General features: G+C 55.2%; 16 protein-coding genes and 2 pseudogenes. 7 read left to right on the top strand and 11 right to left on the bottom strand.

Annotated features, from left to right (window positions below; translation table 11 throughout):
• Position 1 precedes the first annotated feature (1 nt).
• On the bottom strand, positions 2–1,621 hold the full coding sequence (locus M8013_RS23045) for a TIGR04028 family ABC transporter substrate-binding protein (protein ID WP_271270063.1): 1,620 nt from the start codon (positions 1,619–1,621) through the stop codon (positions 2–4).
• Positions 1,622–1,762: 141 nt separating this feature from the next.
• Positions 1,763–2,965 carry an NAD(P)/FAD-dependent oxidoreductase gene (locus M8013_RS23040; protein WP_271270062.1) on the bottom strand — a complete coding sequence of 401 codons (1,203 nt, stop codon included), beginning with the start codon at positions 2,963–2,965 and terminating at the stop codon, positions 1,763–1,765.
• A 152-nt stretch (positions 2,966–3,117) separates the two neighbouring features.
• Between M8013_RS23040 and M8013_RS23035 the strand changes: the two genes are divergently transcribed.
• Complete coding sequence (locus tag M8013_RS23035) at positions 3,118–3,633, top strand: RrF2 family transcriptional regulator (protein ID WP_271270061.1); 516 nt, start codon at positions 3,118–3,120, stop codon at positions 3,631–3,633.
• A 266-nt stretch (positions 3,634–3,899) separates the two neighbouring features.
• On the opposite strand, the gene adhP is transcribed toward M8013_RS23035, so the two are convergent.
• The gene (gene adhP, locus M8013_RS23030; RefSeq protein WP_271270060.1) at positions 3,900–4,910 is read right to left on the bottom strand and encodes an alcohol dehydrogenase AdhP; all 1,011 of its coding nucleotides are present in this window, start codon (positions 4,908–4,910) and stop codon (positions 3,900–3,902) included.
• 276 nt (positions 4,911–5,186) lie between these two features.
• Here adhP and M8013_RS23025 point away from each other — a divergent pair, with 276 nt between their 5' ends.
• The gene (locus M8013_RS23025) at positions 5,187–5,786 is read left to right on the top strand and encodes an inorganic diphosphatase (RefSeq protein ID WP_271270059.1); all 600 of its coding nucleotides are present in this window, start codon (positions 5,187–5,189) and stop codon (positions 5,784–5,786) included.
• A gap of 36 nt (positions 5,787–5,822) precedes the next feature.
• On the opposite strand, the gene M8013_RS23020 is transcribed toward M8013_RS23025, so the two are convergent.
• Positions 5,823–7,529 (bottom strand): ABC-F family ATP-binding cassette domain-containing protein, encoded by a 1,707-nt coding sequence (locus M8013_RS23020; RefSeq protein ID WP_271270058.1) that lies wholly within the window; start codon positions 7,527–7,529, stop codon positions 5,823–5,825.
• A gap of 527 nt (positions 7,530–8,056) precedes the next feature.
• Between M8013_RS23020 and M8013_RS23015 the strand changes: the two genes are divergently transcribed.
• Entirely contained in the window at positions 8,057–8,275 is a 219-nt protein-coding gene (locus M8013_RS23015; protein ID WP_271270057.1) for a cold shock domain-containing protein, read from the top strand.
• A 129-nt stretch (positions 8,276–8,404) separates the two neighbouring features.
• Here the strand turns inward: M8013_RS23015 and M8013_RS23010 are convergent, their stop codons facing one another.
• On the bottom strand, positions 8,405–8,572 hold the full coding sequence (locus tag M8013_RS23010; RefSeq protein ID WP_271270056.1) for a YnfU family zinc-binding protein: 168 nt from the start codon (positions 8,570–8,572) through the stop codon (positions 8,405–8,407).
• 368 nt (positions 8,573–8,940) lie between these two features.
• Between M8013_RS23010 and cspE the strand changes: the two genes are divergently transcribed.
• Positions 8,941–9,153 carry a transcription antiterminator/RNA stability regulator CspE gene (gene cspE, locus M8013_RS23005; protein ID WP_062772542.1) on the top strand — a complete coding sequence of 71 codons (213 nt, stop codon included), beginning with the start codon at positions 8,941–8,943 and terminating at the stop codon, positions 9,151–9,153.
• Between the two features lie 171 nt (positions 9,154–9,324).
• On the opposite strand, the gene M8013_RS23000 is transcribed toward cspE, so the two are convergent.
• The 4 genes from M8013_RS23000 to M8013_RS22985 all read right to left on the bottom strand — a co-directional run bounded on the left by M8013_RS23000 (position 9,325) and on the right by M8013_RS22985 (position 12,296).
• A complete protein-coding gene (locus M8013_RS23000; protein WP_271270055.1) occupies positions 9,325–11,022 on the bottom strand; it encodes an NAD-dependent malic enzyme in 1,698 nt (565 codons plus the stop codon).
• A 177-nt stretch (positions 11,023–11,199) separates the two neighbouring features.
• A complete protein-coding gene (gene sra / locus M8013_RS22995) occupies positions 11,200–11,337 on the bottom strand; it encodes a stationary-phase-induced ribosome-associated protein (protein WP_271270054.1) in 138 nt (45 codons plus the stop codon).
• Between the two features lie 79 nt (positions 11,338–11,416).
• A complete protein-coding gene (bdm, locus tag M8013_RS22990; RefSeq protein ID WP_271270053.1) occupies positions 11,417–11,632 on the bottom strand; it encodes a biofilm-dependent modulation protein in 216 nt (71 codons plus the stop codon).
• A 142-nt stretch (positions 11,633–11,774) separates the two neighbouring features.
• The gene (locus M8013_RS22985) at positions 11,775–12,296 is read right to left on the bottom strand and encodes a VOC family protein (RefSeq protein WP_271270052.1); all 522 of its coding nucleotides are present in this window, start codon (positions 12,294–12,296) and stop codon (positions 11,775–11,777) included.
• 132 nt (positions 12,297–12,428) lie between these two features.
• Here M8013_RS22985 and M8013_RS22980 point away from each other — a divergent pair, with 132 nt between their 5' ends.
• Complete coding sequence (locus M8013_RS22980; RefSeq protein WP_271270051.1) at positions 12,429–12,857, top strand: OsmC family protein; 429 nt, start codon at positions 12,429–12,431, stop codon at positions 12,855–12,857.
• 25 nt (positions 12,858–12,882) lie between these two features.
• Here the strand turns inward: M8013_RS22980 and M8013_RS22975 are convergent.
• Positions 12,883–13,134: pseudogene (locus M8013_RS22975) on the bottom strand (LysR substrate-binding domain-containing protein); the annotation flags it as partial.
• A gap of 9 nt (positions 13,135–13,143) precedes the next feature.
• Between M8013_RS22975 and M8013_RS22970 the strand changes: the two are divergent.
• Positions 13,144–13,239: pseudogene (locus M8013_RS22970) on the top strand (SDR family oxidoreductase); the annotation flags it as partial.
• On the opposite strand, the gene M8013_RS22965 reads toward M8013_RS22970, so the two are convergent.
• Positions 13,236–14,186 (bottom strand): mannuronate-specific alginate lyase, encoded by a 951-nt coding sequence (locus M8013_RS22965; protein WP_271270050.1) that lies wholly within the window; start codon positions 14,184–14,186, stop codon positions 13,236–13,238. The pseudogene M8013_RS22970 and the gene M8013_RS22965 overlap by 4 nt on opposite strands.
• A 173-nt stretch (positions 14,187–14,359) precedes the next feature.
• On the opposite strand from M8013_RS22965, the gene M8013_RS22960 reads away from it, so the two are divergent.
• The gene (locus M8013_RS22960; RefSeq protein WP_271270049.1) at positions 14,360–15,592 is read left to right on the top strand and encodes a diguanylate phosphodiesterase; all 1,233 of its coding nucleotides are present in this window, start codon (positions 14,360–14,362) and stop codon (positions 15,590–15,592) included.
• Positions 15,593–15,765 lie beyond the last annotated feature (173 nt).

Here is a 15,765-nt window from a genome sequence, read left to right as displayed (position 1 = left end):
CTTAGTGTTTTGCGATCCACGCCCCGTAGAACGACGGGCGACCTACGGCTTCAAAACTCACCCCTTTCAGCCAGGGGGCCCCGGCAAATACCTGCGGCTCTTCGAAGATGGGGATCACGTAGGCGTTATCCAGCAGATAGCGCTGGGCGTCGCCGGTTAGCTGCAGGCGCTTGTCTGGATCCACTTCGGCAGAGATGTTCACCAGCAATTCGTTGAGCTTGTCGTCGCGGAAACTGTTGACCTTGCCGCTGGAGCCGCCTTTTTGCAGCAGGGCATCGCGGTTAGCCGGGTAGAACATGCTTTTCACCACGTCCGGATCGGCGCGGCCCACTTCCGACACCGTGAGCGGGGTTTTCAGCGGGTCGAGGTTATCGAGGGCGTGGCTACCGGCATCCCCGGCTTTGACGCTCAACGCTACCCCGACCTGACGCCACTGCTGGGCGACCAGCTGCAATACTTCTTTATTCTGCGGTTGCGGGAGCGATTCATAGATCGTCAGGGCCAGGCGCTGACCGTCTTTGGCACGGATCCCGTCGCTGCCTGCCTTCCAGCCCGCCTGATCCAGCAGACTGTTGGCTTTCGCCGCATCAAAGGTCAGTTTGTCGCTCAGATCGATAAAGCCTGCGGCGGAATCGGCAATCACCGATTTAGCCTGCGGGTAGTTAGGGGAGAAGAGGGTTTCAACCACCTGTTTCGCATTGGTGGCGTGCAGCAACGCCTGGCGCACCCGCACATCGGCGACCAGCGGGTTATCCGGGCGGAAGCTGATGCTGTCGTTCACGCCGCGGGTCGGGGCAGCATAGATTGTGTAGCCCTGCTCGGTGGTCTGCTTTTCATCGTAGGCCTGCACCTGGCGGATAAAATCGGCCTGACCGGCCAGTAACGCACCGACGCGGACGCTGTCTTCCGGGGTCACCAGATAGGTGATGCCATCCAGATTAGCCGGGCCCTGCTGGGCGAGGTTTTTCGGTCCCCAGGCGTAGTCTTTACGCGACTGCAGATTAACCTCGCGGCCCAGCTTTTCGTCTTTCACCACGAAAGGGCCGGAGCCGATGATATGCCGGGCGTCACCCAGCTCTTCAAAATTGCGCTTCAGGGTGCTCAACGATACCAGCCCAGAGCCAATGGTGGCGGTGCCCTGTAAAAAGCCTGGCGACGGTTTTTTGAAGTAGAACTTCACGGTCAGCGGGTCGATCACTTCGCTGCGATCGTAATTGTTGATCACCTCGGACACCGGCAGACGCTGGGCCTTGTTGCCCTGGCCGTAGGTATCGAAGTTTTTCGCCACCGCGCTGGCATCCAGCGGCGTGCCATCGGAGAAGGTCACGCCGGGGCGGATTTTAAAGGTGTATTCGGTTTTATCGGCGTTGGTGCTCCAGCTTTCGGCGATCCATGGCTCCACCTGTAAGGTTTCCGGATTCTGCCAGGTAAGCTTGTCGGTGATCTGATTCAGAATGCCGCCGTTGGGGTAAAACCCACCCGCAGGAGGATAGAGATTGGTGTGCGCCTGCTGCTCCAGGTAGACCAGCGTGCCGCCTTTAACCGGCGTTTCAGCGGCATACGCCGCCGTTGTCGCAACGATCAATGCCGTCAGCAGCGGCAGGCGAAATGGGGTTTGCATGGTGAATTCCTTTGTTATCTTCTTGTTAGCGTCGGAGGCATCATCAGACGGGGCAGAAAACAAAGGAACCAAGGAATTGAGCTAAGGATTGCCGGAAAGTGCAAATAAAAACCGCGCCATAAGCGGCGCGGTGAACAGGGTCTAGACGAATTTCGCCAGCGGGTCAGCGGCGGCAAAGGCCACGGCGCGGTCGGCAGCAGGGGGGTAAATCAGCTCGTTGGTGATGGCGATTTTGATTTTCTTCGCCTCGTCACGCACGGATTTCACCTCCTGTTCCCAGCCTTCGGTATACACCGCGCCCCAGGCACCCAAATCGAGGCAGGTCACGTAGTTTACCTGGCGGTACGGATAGGGTTCCACGTTGAGCAGGCTGGCTGCGGCGTTATGCCCGGCAAACTTGCCCAGCTGAATGGCGTGCTGGCAGGTCATCAGCGCGGTGTTGCCCACCTCGTCGGTTTTCGCATGGGCCATATCGCCGGTGGCGTAGACCGCCGGATGCGCCGGGATTTGCAGACTGTCATTCACCTTCAGGCGGCCCTGAGTATCGCGTTCACCGTCAATTTGCTCGCTCAGCGGGTGAGCTTGCACGCCTGCGGTCCAGACCACGGTTAACGCCGCAATCCGCTCGCCATTTTTTAGCGTCACGCCGCTGGCATCAATGGCGTCGATTTCACTGTTCAGTCGCCACTCCACGCCCAGCTCGTTGCTTGCCGCTTCGATGGTGCTGCGAAGTGCGTCACTGTAACGCCCTCCGATGACGGTGCCGCGCTCAACTACGATAACTTTGGTATCCGTATTGTTGCCGAAACGGGCACGCAGACGGGCAGGCAGCTCGGTCGCCAGTTCAATGCCGGTAAACCCGCCCCCGCAGACCACCACGGTGTTACGGGCCGCAGAAGCAGGGAGGCTCACCAGTGAATCAAGGTGCTTTTCGAAAACCTGGGCCGATTCTAACTGGTCGATGTCAAACGCATGATCGGCCAGGCCTGCAATCGGTGGACGACGGGTCTGGCTGCCGGTGGCCAGTACCAGACGGTCGTAGGTTGCCGCCACGGCACTGCCGTGAGTATCGCGATACCAGACGGTTTTGTTACTACTATCAATGTTTTCCGCGCTGCCAGGAATAAAGGCAATATTCAGCTCAGCAAACAGGTCGTGTAACGGGGCGACAAATGCAGAGACCTGCTCTTCATAAAAGCGCGGGCGAACGCGCAGCTCGGCGGCGGGAGCCAGCACGCTAATCTGCAGATCGGTGGCATTCTCTTGCTCTGCCAGGCGCGCTGCGCTCACTGCTGCCCACATCCCGGAAAAACCGCTACCGACAATTAAAATGTGCTTCTTCATCTTCGATCCTTTTGATCGTCAGGCTGTGTGTCTGACATAACTGCAACTATACTTGTCGCAGTTAACTGCGACAAATGTTTTCTGAGTTAAGTGGGTATTTTCTTTTCAGGCACCCGGCTATAATGAGCCGCAATTATGATTCGGAGTAACGTATGGCTTTTTACAGTTCCGGTGTGGAATATGGCATTCATAGCCTCATGTGCATGGTGGATGCCAAAGGCAACGAGCGGGAGATGAACGTCCGGGAGATGGCAGCCCTGCAGAATGTGCCGTATGACTACCTGGGCAAGATCTTTACCCGATTGTCGCGCGCGGGACTGGTGAGCAGCACCGAAGGCAAGGGCGGGGGGTTTCGGCTGGCGCGTCCGGCGGAGTTAATCACCGTGCTGGATGTGGCGCATGCCATCGATGGCGAAAAGAATATGTTTGAGTGTCGGGAAATTCGCCAGCGGCTGGCGGTTTTTGAAGAAACGCCACCGGCGTGGGTCTGCGATGGCCCGTGCGGCGTGCGTTCGGTGATGGACAGCGCCCAGCAGCGAATGGAAGAGGAATTGGCTCGTCATACGATCCTCGACCTGGCGCGCAAGATGTTCCGCAAAGCGCCGGATACCTTTCAGATTGAGGTGCAGGAGTGGATTGCGGACAGGCGGAGTAACAGCTCACTGTAGATTGAGGCATCCCCGATAGTTTATTAATGTAAAGCAATGGCATAGCGATAAGAGAAGAAAAGGTTACAGCGACGTCCAGGTCCGGCTGAAAATCGCCGAAGCGTTTCAGTAAGGCCGGGGCGAGGCGCAGGGACGCCATGGCACGTTCACCGGTTCGGTCATTTCAGAGAAGCAATGAACGTAAAGTGAACGGAACCGCCACCTCAGTCGCATGTTCCCCCTCTCCCCAACAGGAGAGGGGGCTGTCCGTGCAATGACCCTAAGGGTTACGAACGGAAATCAATCACCATCCGGCCACGGATCTTGCCTTGCTCCATCTCCTTAAAGATGGCGTTGATGTCCCCCAGCGGACGCAGGGCCACTTTCGGTACCACTTTGCCTTCGGCTGCAAACTGGAAGGCTTCGGTCAGATCCTGACGCGTTCCCACCAGCGAGCCCACCACCTGAATACCGTCCAGCACCAGACGCGGGATATCCAGGCTCATCGCTTCCGGCGGCAGGCCGACGGCCACCACGCGGCCACCGGCCCGAACGGCATCTACCGCAGAGTTGAATGCTGCTTTGGCGACGGCTGTCACCACTGCCGCATGCGCACCGCCGGTCTTTTGCTGAATAAATTTCGCGGCATCGTCAGTGCGGGAATTCACCACCAGATCGGCACCCATGCTGGTGGCAAGCGCGAGCTGCTCGTCGTTAACGTCGATGGCGATCACTTTGGCATTGAACACGTTTTTTGCGTACTGCAGCGCCAGATTTCCCAGCCCGCCGAGGCCGTAAATGGCGATCCACTGGCCCGGTTTAATCTCGGAGATTTTCACTGCTTTATAGGTAGTGACCCCGGCGCAGGTGATGCTGCTGGCCGCAGCGGAATCCAGCCCGTCCGGCACTTTAACCGCGTAATCGGCGGTGACGATGCAGGCTTCTGCCATCCCGCCGTCGACGGAATACCCGGCGTTTTTCACGGTGCGGCACAGGGTTTCGTTGCCCGAGTTGCAGTATTCACAGTGGCCGCAGCCTTCGAAGAACCACGCCACGCTTGCACGGTCGCCTGGTTTCAGCGAGGTGACGCCCGGCCCAACTTCCTGGACCACGCCAACGCCTTCATGGCCGAGGATCACCCCGGTTTTATCGCCAAAATCGCCGTTCTTAACGTGCAGATCGGTGTGGCACACGCCACAGCAGTCCATCTTCAGTAGCGCTTCGCCATGCTTCAGGGCACGCAAGGTTTTCTCGGTCACTTCTACCTGATGGTCTTTGGTCACGACAGCCGCTTTCATATGTTTCTCCATTTTCATAATCCGTATCTGTGAGCCAGAAAGGCATCGCAGACGATGCGATATACTCCTTTAGGATTAATTTAATTAATGCGTAGCGCAAGGTCGGATTAACATAATGTAATAATTTAATGGGGATTTATGGTAATGGTCATCAGCACAAACAGTAATACCAATACAGTTTTCGGGGTGAATATTTCTGTAGGAAATGTGTCATGTTTCTGACATTTCAAAGCCGTATGGTGTGCACTTCTCAATAACCGAAGAGTTAAAAAGACAATGCATCTGGTAAAAAAACTTCTCGCAGTGAGCGTTCTCCTGTCCGCTTCCGTGCAGGCGCAAAACATCCTTGAATTTCCTCAGCCTGACAACAACCCGGAAGAGTTTTATGCCGTCACCGAAATTCCGGCGGGCGGGATCATTAAATATGAAACCGATGCCAAAACCGGCTTTATTATTGCCGACCGTTTCCAGTCGATGCCGGTCGCGTACCCGGCGAACTACGGCTCGCTGACCCAGTCACTGGCGGGTGATGGCGATCCGCTGGACGTGGTGTTTTATACTCGCGCCCCGATGGCGCCAGGCACCCTGATTAAACTGCGCGCCATCGGCGTGCTGAAGATGATCGATGGCGGCGAGAAGGACGACAAAATTGTCGCCGTTCCGGCCAGCAAGATTGATCCGACCTATGACGACATTAAAGAGCTGAGCGATCTGCCGAAGATTGAGCAGCAGCGTCTGGAAGCCTTCTTCCGGGTGTACAAACAGCTGCCGGAAGGGCGTAAATCGGTGGAGCTGAACGGCTTTAACGATGCCGCTAGCGCCAAGCAGGAAATCAAACAGGCATGGGATGCCTGGAAAACCAAACAACCCAAGTAATAACCGGCCCGGCGGCATATACCGCCGGGCACGGGCTTACAGCTGTGCGGTGAGCGCAGCTATTTCCTCCCGCCACTGGGCCTGAAGCTGCGGTTTCTGATGCTTTGGCTTACGCAATTGGTCTTCTTCCAGCAGTGCTTCCAGCCGGATTAACCGCTCCAGCCGATCGTCGGCGACGTCTTTACGCTTATCCTCGACTGTCGAAACCGGCACGGTATTCAGCACGCTGCTGTCACGCAGACGGGCAAATACCGCATCGGCATCGTGCCATTCGCTTAGCTTGCCATCCTCAATCAGCCAGAAACGATTGCAGCATTGGCTAATCAGCTGTCGGTCATGGCTGACCAGCAGCACGCCGCCCGTAAACTGGTGCAGGGTTTCGGCCAGCGCCTCTTTGCCCTCTATATCCAGATGGTTAGTCGGTTCATCGAGCATCAGCAGGCTAAAGCGGGCGAGCGTCAGGCCGATAAACAGCAGCCGCGAACGTTCGCCACCGCTCAGGGTGCTGACCCGTTGTCCATGCCGCGGCCAGCCGAACCCGGCGCTGATTAACGCCATTTTGCGGACCTGCGGATCGGCGGCAAACGGCTCCAGGGCGTCACTCAGCGTGGTGTCATCCGCCAGCTGGTGCAGCGTCTGGTCGTAATACCCCAGCGTGGCGCGCGGATGGATGTTTAATCCGCCGTTAGCGCTGTTGCCGATAAACTGTTGCCAGATAAGCTTCATCAAGGAAGATTTTCCGCAGCCGTTGCGCCCGACAATCGCCACCCGATCGCCGCTTTTCATCCGCATGTTTTGCACCGCGAACAGCGTGGGCAGGCCCGGTGCGGGCGGCACCTCGAGGGTGTCAATCTCCAGCAGGCGGTTGGCGGGCAGCGCCTCGCCGTGCAGGGTCAAGGTCCACGGACTACCGGCGGTTAGCGACGTCTGGCTCTCTTTCAGTCGTTCGACCTGGCGCTCCATTTGTTTGGCTTTGCGGGCCAGATCTTCGTTGTCGTAGACTTTCCCCCATGTGGCCAGCCGTTTGGCGCTGACGGTCACCCGGTCGATCTCCTTTTGCTCGGCTTTACGACGCAGGGCATCGCTTTCGTCTTTCGCCGTCAGCGCCTGGCGCGCGCGGGTACAGGGAAGGGCGAAGGCGTGCAGCGTTTTGTCGCGCAGGATCCAGCTGCCGTTAGTGACGGCGTCAAGCAGCTGTCGGTCGTGAGAGACCAGCACAAAGCTGCCGGACCAGGCCTGTAAAAACTGCTCCAGCCACAGCAGGGTGGGCAGATCGAGGTGGTTGCTCGGCTCATCCAGCAACAGCAGATCCGGTTCGCTTATCAGCGCCCGCGCCAGCAGCAGGCGCGTATGCTGCCCGCCGCTAAGGGTCGCCGATTGCAGCCCGGTGTCAGCAACCGAAAAGCCCATTCCGGCCAGCAGTGATTCGGCCCGCCAGCGCAGGCTCTCACGTTCGGTCAGCGGCAGCTGCGCCAGTACGGCGTCGAGCAGGGTCAGGGGGTAGACCGATTCCGGGAGATGTTGTTCTACCCGCGCCATCAGGCAGTGTCCGGCCAGCGCTACCGTCCCGGATGCCGGGGTGTCGGTGCCGTCGAGGATCTTCAGGAGGGTACTTTTACCGCAGCCGTTATCGCCAAGCAGACCAATGCGGTCGCCTTTTTTCAGGGTAAAAGTGAGGTCGTTAAACAGGGTGTCGAAGGCGGTATCAACACGCAGAGATTGTGCAGTCAGTAGTGTGCTCATTTGCTTACTCAAGAGTTGCAGGCATAGAAATGCCTCGTCAATCATCGCTGACGATAACCCGGTAAGCCCGAGAGAAGGGATTGTCTTAGGTGTCTTCGCTCAAGCCGAAGTTATCGCAGCACGAAACCGATAACGCTTGAGCTGGTGCGATCACCAAGGTGAAGTGAAATATCAAAAATTTCACAGCACAGCATAATTAGCCTCCTTATAAATGGGTCAGATTAATGAGTTACAGGAGTGTAGCGGGGAATGGGAAGTCCGACAAGGGAAGGGCGGTTCCCTGGGGCAGCGCAATGTTATTTACTTGTCAGCGCCGCCGGTTAGCTAAAATAAAATTTGCTTATTAATGCTGTCCGTGCATTAATGAAAGGCTTAGTTGCAATACGCAAACAAACGTAAAAGATTTTTCTTAGACGTCCTCATGACCTGGCGCTATCGCTGATATCCCCTCCCTTTGAGTCCATACGCTTAATACCCTACGTTTATTACTCACGCTAACACATTATAAATGTTCAACAGGAGTCCGTATGTCCGCAAGAATTAAAGGTTTGGTTAAGTGGTTTAAAGATGATAAAGGTTTTGGTTTTATCTCTCCGCTGGATGGCAGTAAAGATGTTGCCGTTCATTTCTCTGCATTTGAAGGGGATAGCTTAAAAACACTTTTTGAAGGGCAAAAGGTTGAATTTTCAATCCGCAGTGGTGACAAAGGTCCTGCAGCTGCCAGCGTAATACTTTGCGACAAATAAATAGCGATCGGTTGCAATAAACCTTACCGGAGTGCGTCTGAGCAGACGCCATTTTATTGTCAGTTAAGATTGCCAAATGAGTTGATTACTGAATTTATTCATCCGTCTCATTTGGCAAGAGCTGACGTTTTAAATTCGTTGCGTTGATTTGAATAAGGTACTGCAGTACGGGCAGACAAGTTGCGCCCCTTTTTGTACGCGACTGAAGCTATGTTCAGAATCTTTTGAACAGCTTGGGCATGGGCATTTAACTAAGTGATTACGACGGGTGGCTTGCGTGTTTTTACGTCCAGACATAGGCATCTCCTGATTTAAGGGACGGATACCTTACACGTTTGAACCGCATGATGCTTGTTTTTTATTTTCACTGCAGATAATTCTGCCTTGAAGCGACAAGCTGTTATCAGCCGCATAGCCATCCGGGCGGTTAAGTGGTTAAAATAAATAAAGATAAACATTGTACAATTAATTTCTTTATGTCTTAATGGCTTACCGGTTTGGAAAGCAGACCTTATGAAAGCAGTTTTAGTAAAGCAGTCCTCAGTTCAAGTGTTATCACACGATACCCTTCTTCATGAGCCTCTTCTATAGTGCCCAATAAGTAACTCTAAAAATACAGGCCATCACAGCCGCATTTACGTGGCTCATTAATTAAGGAAGTATCTATGTCTAACAAAATGACTGGTTTAGTAAAATGGTTTAACGCTGATAAAGGTTTTGGCTTTATCACTCCTGACGACGGCAGCAAAGATGTATTCGTACACTTCTCTGCTATTCAGAGCGACAACTTCAAAACTCTTGATGAAGGCCAGAAAGTTTCCTTCACCATTGAAAGCGGCGCAAAAGGCCCAGCAGCCGGTAACGTCTCACCGCTGTAATATGCGCTAATTATCAACCAGGCTTGTCATCGCGATGAAGACAGCAGTCTGAGCAGATAAGCGTAATTGGTAATAAAAAAACCCGCCCAGTGCGGGTTTTTTGTTATCTGTCATTCCAGAGGTTGATAGACAGCGGGCAGTTAAGCCTCGCTGTCACTGTGGTGCCTGGGGCTAGATAGAGGTCCGACGGTAGTTGCGGTATTCCGGCTTCCAGAAGTTCTCGTCAATCGCCTGCTGCAGTGCATCGGCAGAGGTTTTCACCGTCACGCCCTGCTGCTGGGCCATTTTGCCGACTGCGAAGGCGATAGCTTTCGAAACAATATGAATGTCCCTCAGCTCCGGCAATACCAGACCTTCGCCGTTATTCACCAGCGGCGAGTGCTTCGCCAGCGTTTCACTGGCGGACATCAGCATCTCGTCGGTAATACGCGACGCCCCGGAGGCGATCACCCCCAGGCCAATCCCCGGGAAGATATAGGAGTTATTGCACTGGGCGATCGGGTAGGTTTTATCCTTCCACACGACCGGCGCAAACGGGCTACCGGTGGCGACCAGCGCGTTGCCCTCGGTCCAGGTGATGATGTCCTGCGGAGTGGCTTCGACGCGAGAAGTTGGGTTCGAGAGCGGCATCACAATCGGGCGGGCACAGTATTTGTGCATCTCGCGGATGATCTCTTCGGTGAACAGTCCGGTCTGACCGGATACGCCGATCAGGATATCCGGCTTCACGTTGCGCACCACATCCAGCAGGGAGAGCACTTCGCTGTCGGTGTCCCAGTTTTTCAGATTTTCGCGCTTTTGCACCAGTTTGTTCTGGAACGGCAGCAGGTTTGGCATCGCATCGGTCAGCAGGCCGAAGCGGTCAACCATAAATACCCGCGAGCGCGCCAGGTCTTCGCTTAAGCCTTCGCGCTGCGTCTGGGCGATGATCTGTTCGGCGATCCCGCACCCGGCGGAACCAGCACCCAGGAAGACGATTTTTTGATAGCCCAACTGGTTGCCCGCCGCGCGGCTGGCCGCAATCAGCGTGCCGACGGTAACGGCAGCGGTGCCCTGGATATCGTCGTTAAAGGAACAAATTTCGTCGCGATAGCGGTTCAGCAGCGGCATGGCGTTTTTCTGCGCGAAGTCCTCAAACTGCAGCAGCACGTCCGGCCAGCGCTGTTTAACGGCCTGGATAAAGTCATCGACGAACTGGTAATAGTCTTCATCGGTGATACGCGGGTGACGCCAGCCCATATACAGCGGGTCGTTCAGCAACTGCTGGTTATTGGTACCGACATCCAGCACTACCGGCAGGGTATACGCCGGGCTGATACCGCCGCAGGCGGTATACAGGGACAGTTTCCCAATCGGAATTCCCATCCCGCCGATCCCCTGGTCGCCCAGGCCGAGAATACGTTCCCCGTCGGTCACCACGATCACTTTGATGTTGTGATTGGGCACGTTCTGCAGGATATCGTCCATATTGTGGCGATCGGCCCACGAGATAAACACCCCGCGCGAACGGCGGTAAATTTCGGAGAAGCGTTCGCAGGCGGCCCCGACGGTAGGGGTGTAGATCACCGGCATCATCTCGTCGAGATGGTTTTCCACCAGGCGGTAGAAGAGGGTTTCGTTGGTGTCCTGAATATTGCGCAGGTAAATGTGTTTGTCGATTTCGGTTTTAAAACTCTGATACTGGATCCACGCGCGCTCGGCCTGTTCCTCGATCGTTTCCACCACTTCCGGCAGCAGTCCCAGCAGGTTGAAGCTGCTGCGCTCTTCTTTACTGAAGGCGCTGCCCTTGTTCAGCAGAGGGAATTCCAGCAGCACGGGCCCGGCATAAGGGATATAAAGGGAACGGTTGGTTTTCGCTTTGTTGTCCATGTCACTCACTTAAATTTTAATAATCCATCCCTGGCACTGTTGTTCATCATCGGCAGTGGTGCGCTATCAGGGAGGCGTCAGGCGGGTAGTATAAAGGAGGTGAATGTTAAAAACCCGTGCCCTGAAAACAAAAAACCACCGGCAGGGCCGATGGTATTGTGAGTCTGACTGGCGTTATTACTTGTCGGTGTGACGTCTTCTGCCGGTCGCATGGGTAGAGACTGTTTCCTGACTATCCTCAATCACCACTTTTTTGTGGTTCGAGATCTTGTAGTTCAGCCCCAGAATATGACGTGCCTGACGGTTCGATTTCATGTTAACTCCTCAATCCTGTTGATAGTGTTAAGGCGAACGAAATGTAACCCCTTAGGTGCAGATCCAGCTTAGCAGGTTTTCAAAAACTGGTGTGCTGACCGCTGACCACGTAGTTAATGGTCTGCTGGTAGATGTCACTGAGGATGTCATTGTCGGTGGTTTCCACCCACTTGGTCAGTTCCATTAAAATGTCATCTTCAGTGACAGCGCCCTGTTCAGCGCGTAAACCCTGTGCAATCGCATTAACCAATTCCGGCTGTGCGGACGGTGTGTGTGCAGATGTGTAAGTAAACATAGTGCCTCCGTGTCGTTTTCTGTTTAATGTTCCGGCGTGCAACAAGTTAATTCAACGCCAGAATGACAAAAATTCGTGACGCTGTGTTTAAGACTCGTCTTAGAAATAAAAATATCATCTTCACACTGTTAATGAGGATATATCAGGGTTTCCAGCGACGTAGCGCGGTATATTTTTCATAAGGCATCTGGGACGGCCAGGTAATTAATTCAATCACGCTACCCCAGGGGGTTTTACCGTAGCAGAAAGCGTTGCCTTCGCCTTTTTCGGCCGGGAAGGAGAGCGCCTTCGGTTCGGTAAACATCTCGCCGCCCGCGGCGGTGAAGCGGGCGATAGCCGCTGTAATATCATCGGTATAGACGGCGAAGTGCTGCAGACCAAAGTCGCTCGGCATGGCCGGTGCCTGCTGCTGCGAGCCATGCATTTCAAACAGTTCAATTCCCGGCCCGTGTGGCAGGGCCAGCATCCGAATGGCGCGTATTTCTGTCCCGGGAAATAACCGTAGCGTCGCCTGCTGCGCGGCGGGGTCAGTATTGTTGTCGCCGGGTTCTACGGAACAATATATTACCTGGGCGTCAAATGCCTGCTCAAAAAATAGGGTTGCTTGATTAATGTCCGGGACGGTTATACCAATGTGATCGAGACCTCTGACCGGTGATTGCATGTTTTTCTCCTTGTTGAAATATCACTATAGCAGGCGCTTATTTGCGCAAAGGCATGAGATTTTTCCTTCTTTCCCGCAAAGCGGCATCACTCTTCTATACTTATTCCTTTCTACGCCAAAAGGAGAATAAGCATGACGATTCATAAGCACGGTTCAGCGCACTGGTCTGGCGATATCAAACGCGGCAAGGGGACGGTTTCTACGGAAAGTGGCGTTCTCAACCAGCAACCTTATGGCTTTAATACCCGCTTCGAAGGCGAGAAAGGGACCAATCCCGAGGAGCTGATAGGTGCAGCGCATGCAGCCTGTTTCTCGATGGCGCTGTCGCTGATGCTGGGGGAGGCCGGTTATACCGCCGATTCCATTGACACCAAAGCGGTGGTCTCGCTGGATAAAACCGACAGCGGTTTTGCTATCAGCAAAGTGGCCTTGCAGAGCAAAGTCAGGGTTCCGGGGATTGACCCCAAGCAGTTTGACGGGGTGATTCAGAAAGCCAAAGCCGGGTGCCCGGTGTCACAGGTGTTGAACGCGGAAATCACGCTTGATTACACCCTGAACTGATCCTCCTGCCGGGCGTTGCGCCCGGCTACTTCTGTAGCGCCTGCGGAAACGCCTCCGCGAGCCAGGCGATAAACACCCTGAGGCGATGCGTCACATGCCGGTTTTTCGGGTAGACCACGTAAAACGGATACTGTGGCGGTCGCCATTTTTGCAGAATTTCAATCAGCGTTCCCGCCTCAAGCAGTGCCCCCACCGAATAACGAAATGTCTGGATAATCCCCATGCCAGCGACTGCTGCTGCCAGATGGCCGTTGCTTTCGTTCACGCCGATATGGTACCGGCGAAAGAGGTGGGCAAAGCGGTAGCGTTCGTCGCCTCCGATGCTGCCAGCTTTATCAATGCCGCCGAGCTGTTAGTCGATGGCGGGATGGCGCAGATTTAGCGCTGATACAGCACCGTGAGATTGCCGCCGAGGCGGCGATCTTGCAGAGGACGATGCGCCTGCAGGCGTGACAGTGTCACATCACTGCAGGCCGTCATCGCGCACCAGGGCTCCAGCCACGTCAGATGCGTATCGTCCTCGCGCAGTACATATCCCGCCAGACGCGCCAGCGCGCCGTTATTTTCCGCCATCACATCCTGGTTATTCGCCCTGGCAAAACTGGCGATCATCACCAGCGGTTGCAGGGCATAGTTATGATAATCCAGCGCCCGCGCACCGCGTTTTTGCTCATTGGGCAGCGTTCCGTCGGCGGCAATTTGCCCGGCGGCGATGCGGTACTCTTTGATTGACCACGCAAACAGATCCCGCCGGTCGAGCGCCACGGCGGTGGCCATCACGGCCCATGCCGCCCAGTAGCTGTGGTTATTGGTCTTCTTCAGCGGCAGTCCGTCCCACTCCTGTACCACCCGTTCTGCCAGCTGACCCAGCCAGCGCTCGGTCGCTTGTTGGTCCTGCAGCAGCGCGCCGGGCATGAATTTAAGCTCCAGCCAGCTGCTGGCGAGAGTGGCCAGCGCCCACTTGCGCATCGCGCGTCCGGTGTGGCTGGTCTGCCGGGAGAGCAACGCCCCGGCGTTAGCCCAGGCGCTGAAGCCCGCCAGCAAACAGGTTAAGGTCTGCGGATCTCCGCTCTTTTTATATCGCCAGACCATCTCAGAAATACCGCGTTCAAATTCGACAATGGGTTTTGTCGCGTTGCGAAAGGCCAGCTCGGCGTCGGGATTCAGGGTCGCACGGGCGCTGTCTGAACCCTCATATTTGCTGCGTAACGTCAGCGGATCGGTATAGGGCGCGGGCAGGGTGACGCAACCTCCCGACGCCGTGTGCGGCAGCGGCTGACTAAAACCGGACGGTGGCACCAGCGGGGCGGCCAGCGCGTAAACCGGCAAGCACAGCAGGAGTAACAGCTTGAAGGGGGGAGCGGATACGATACATTCACCTCGATAATTTATGAGCCGAAACGCGTTTTGACATTTACTCACTCTAATACTATTAGTCGGCAAATGTCTTTTATGCTAAACAAGACGCTATAAGCCTAAATATTCAGTCGGGAACAATTGCTGTGCTCACTACGCTCATCTACAAAAGCCAGTTAAATTTATCCTGTGAATCTTTTTCCCTGACATCCCTTGTCGAATCCGCGAAGCTGCGCAATGCCGCGCGCAACATCACCGGCATTTTGTTGTTCAACGGCGTCGATTTTCTGCAGATCCTCGAAGGGGCGGAAGAGGACATCAATACCCTGTTCGCCACCATCCGTGCCGACAGCCGCCATTTGAACGTTGTGGAACTGATGCGCGATTACGGTCCGCGCAGACGCTTCGAAAATATCGGGATGCTGCTGTTTGATCTCTGCACCGACGCCCCGGATTCGGTGTTGTCCACCGTGCTGCGCTACAGCAAGCTGGAGCGGTACCTGACGGCGGAAGACAAAGTGTTCAAGTTTATTCGCTCGTTTATCAACCGACAGAAGCAGCCTGTGCCCCGTCCAACCCTGCACCCGGACGACTGGACGCTTATCCCGGAGCATGCGCCATTTGGCCATGCCATCCCCGGCCTTATCGACAATCAGCCCTGTCAGTTTGCGCTGCAGCCCATTGTGGAACCCTCTGAGGGGAAAATCTCTTCACTGGAGGCGCTGATCCGTGGCAATGACGGGGGCAGCCCGGAGCATTTTTTTAACACCATCGATCAGGATAAAGTGTACGAAGTGGATCTGCTGACCAAGGCGTATGCCTTTGCGCTGGCAGAGAAAATTGGTATTGGCGACCATAAAATTGCCATCAATCTGCTGCCCATGTCGCTGGTCAATGTCCCCGGCGCGGTCGATTTTCTGATGGATAAGATTTTGGCCCACGGCCTACAGCCTGAGCAGGTGGTGATTGAAGTAACCGAAAACGAAATGATCTCCGGCTTTAATCAGTTTAATAGCGCCATTAAACAGCTACGGGCGGCGGGGATCGGCCTGGCGATTGACGATTTTGGCTCGGGCTATGCCGGGCTGTCGCTGCTGACACGCTTTCAGCCAGACAAACTCAAAATCGACCGCGAAATCATCAGCGACATCCACCTCAGCGGGCCCAAGCAGGCGATTGTGAAGTCAATCATCAGCTGTTGTACCGATCTGGAGATTGCGCTGGTGGCGGAAGGCATCGAACGCATTGAAGAGTGGTGCTGGCTTGAGTCTGCGGGCATCAAACGCTTTCAGGGATTTTTGTTCGCCCGCCCACAGCTAAACGGCGTGGGGGATATTCACTGGCCGCAGCCGGCGGTGAGCGGGCATCCCGCGCTTTAATATCGTTGCACGGACGGCTCCCTCTCCTTTTTGGGGGGAGGGTTGGGGTGAGGGGAAACATACTGGCACCGGTGGTCATTCCGTTCACTATAGGTTTCGCATTTCTCTGTATGCCGCGTCACACGTGAACGTGTAAAGGGGGCTCTTCGCCGCCCCCTTTACCATCCCGGCTC

Origin of the sequence: Silvania confinis, assembly GCF_025564085.1 — a bacterium.
GTDB classification, from domain to species: domain Bacteria; phylum Pseudomonadota; class Gammaproteobacteria; order Enterobacterales; family Enterobacteriaceae; genus Enterobacter; species Enterobacter confinis.
Note: the sequence above shows the minus strand (reverse complement) of the source record. Positions and strands in the feature narration are given on the sequence as shown.

Coding starts and splice junctions, on each gene's coding strand:
- M8013_RS23010 (WP_271270056.1), bottom strand. CDS start 8,572: ATGTCTGGACGTAAAAACACGCAAGCCACCCGTCGTAATCACTTAGTT.
- M8013_RS23045 (WP_271270063.1), bottom strand. CDS start 1,621: ATGCAAACCCCATTTCGCCTGCCGCTGCTGACGGCATTGATCGTTGCG.
- bdm (WP_271270053.1), bottom strand. CDS start 11,632: ATGTTTACTTACACATCTGCACACACACCGTCCGCACAGCCGGAATTG.
- cspE (WP_062772542.1), top strand. CDS start 8,941: ATGTCTAACAAAATGACTGGTTTAGTAAAATGGTTTAACGCTGATAAA.
- M8013_RS23025 (WP_271270059.1), top strand. CDS start 5,187: ATGCATCTGGTAAAAAAACTTCTCGCAGTGAGCGTTCTCCTGTCCGCT.
- adhP (WP_271270060.1), bottom strand. CDS start 4,910: ATGAAAGCGGCTGTCGTGACCAAAGACCATCAGGTAGAAGTGACCGAG.
- M8013_RS23000 (WP_271270055.1), bottom strand. CDS start 11,022: ATGGACAACAAAGCGAAAACCAACCGTTCCCTTTATATCCCTTATGCC.
- M8013_RS23015 (WP_271270057.1), top strand. CDS start 8,057: ATGTCCGCAAGAATTAAAGGTTTGGTTAAGTGGTTTAAAGATGATAAA.
- sra (WP_271270054.1), bottom strand. CDS start 11,337: ATGAAATCGAACCGTCAGGCACGTCATATTCTGGGGCTGAACTACAAG.
- M8013_RS23035 (WP_271270061.1), top strand. CDS start 3,118: ATGGCTTTTTACAGTTCCGGTGTGGAATATGGCATTCATAGCCTCATG.
- M8013_RS22985 (WP_271270052.1), bottom strand. CDS start 12,296: ATGCAATCACCGGTCAGAGGTCTCGATCACATTGGTATAACCGTCCCG.
- M8013_RS23040 (WP_271270062.1), bottom strand. CDS start 2,965: ATGAAGAAGCACATTTTAATTGTCGGTAGCGGTTTTTCCGGGATGTGG.
- M8013_RS22980 (WP_271270051.1), top strand. CDS start 12,429: ATGACGATTCATAAGCACGGTTCAGCGCACTGGTCTGGCGATATCAAA.
- M8013_RS23020 (WP_271270058.1), bottom strand. CDS start 7,529: ATGAGCACACTACTGACTGCACAATCTCTGCGTGTTGATACCGCCTTC.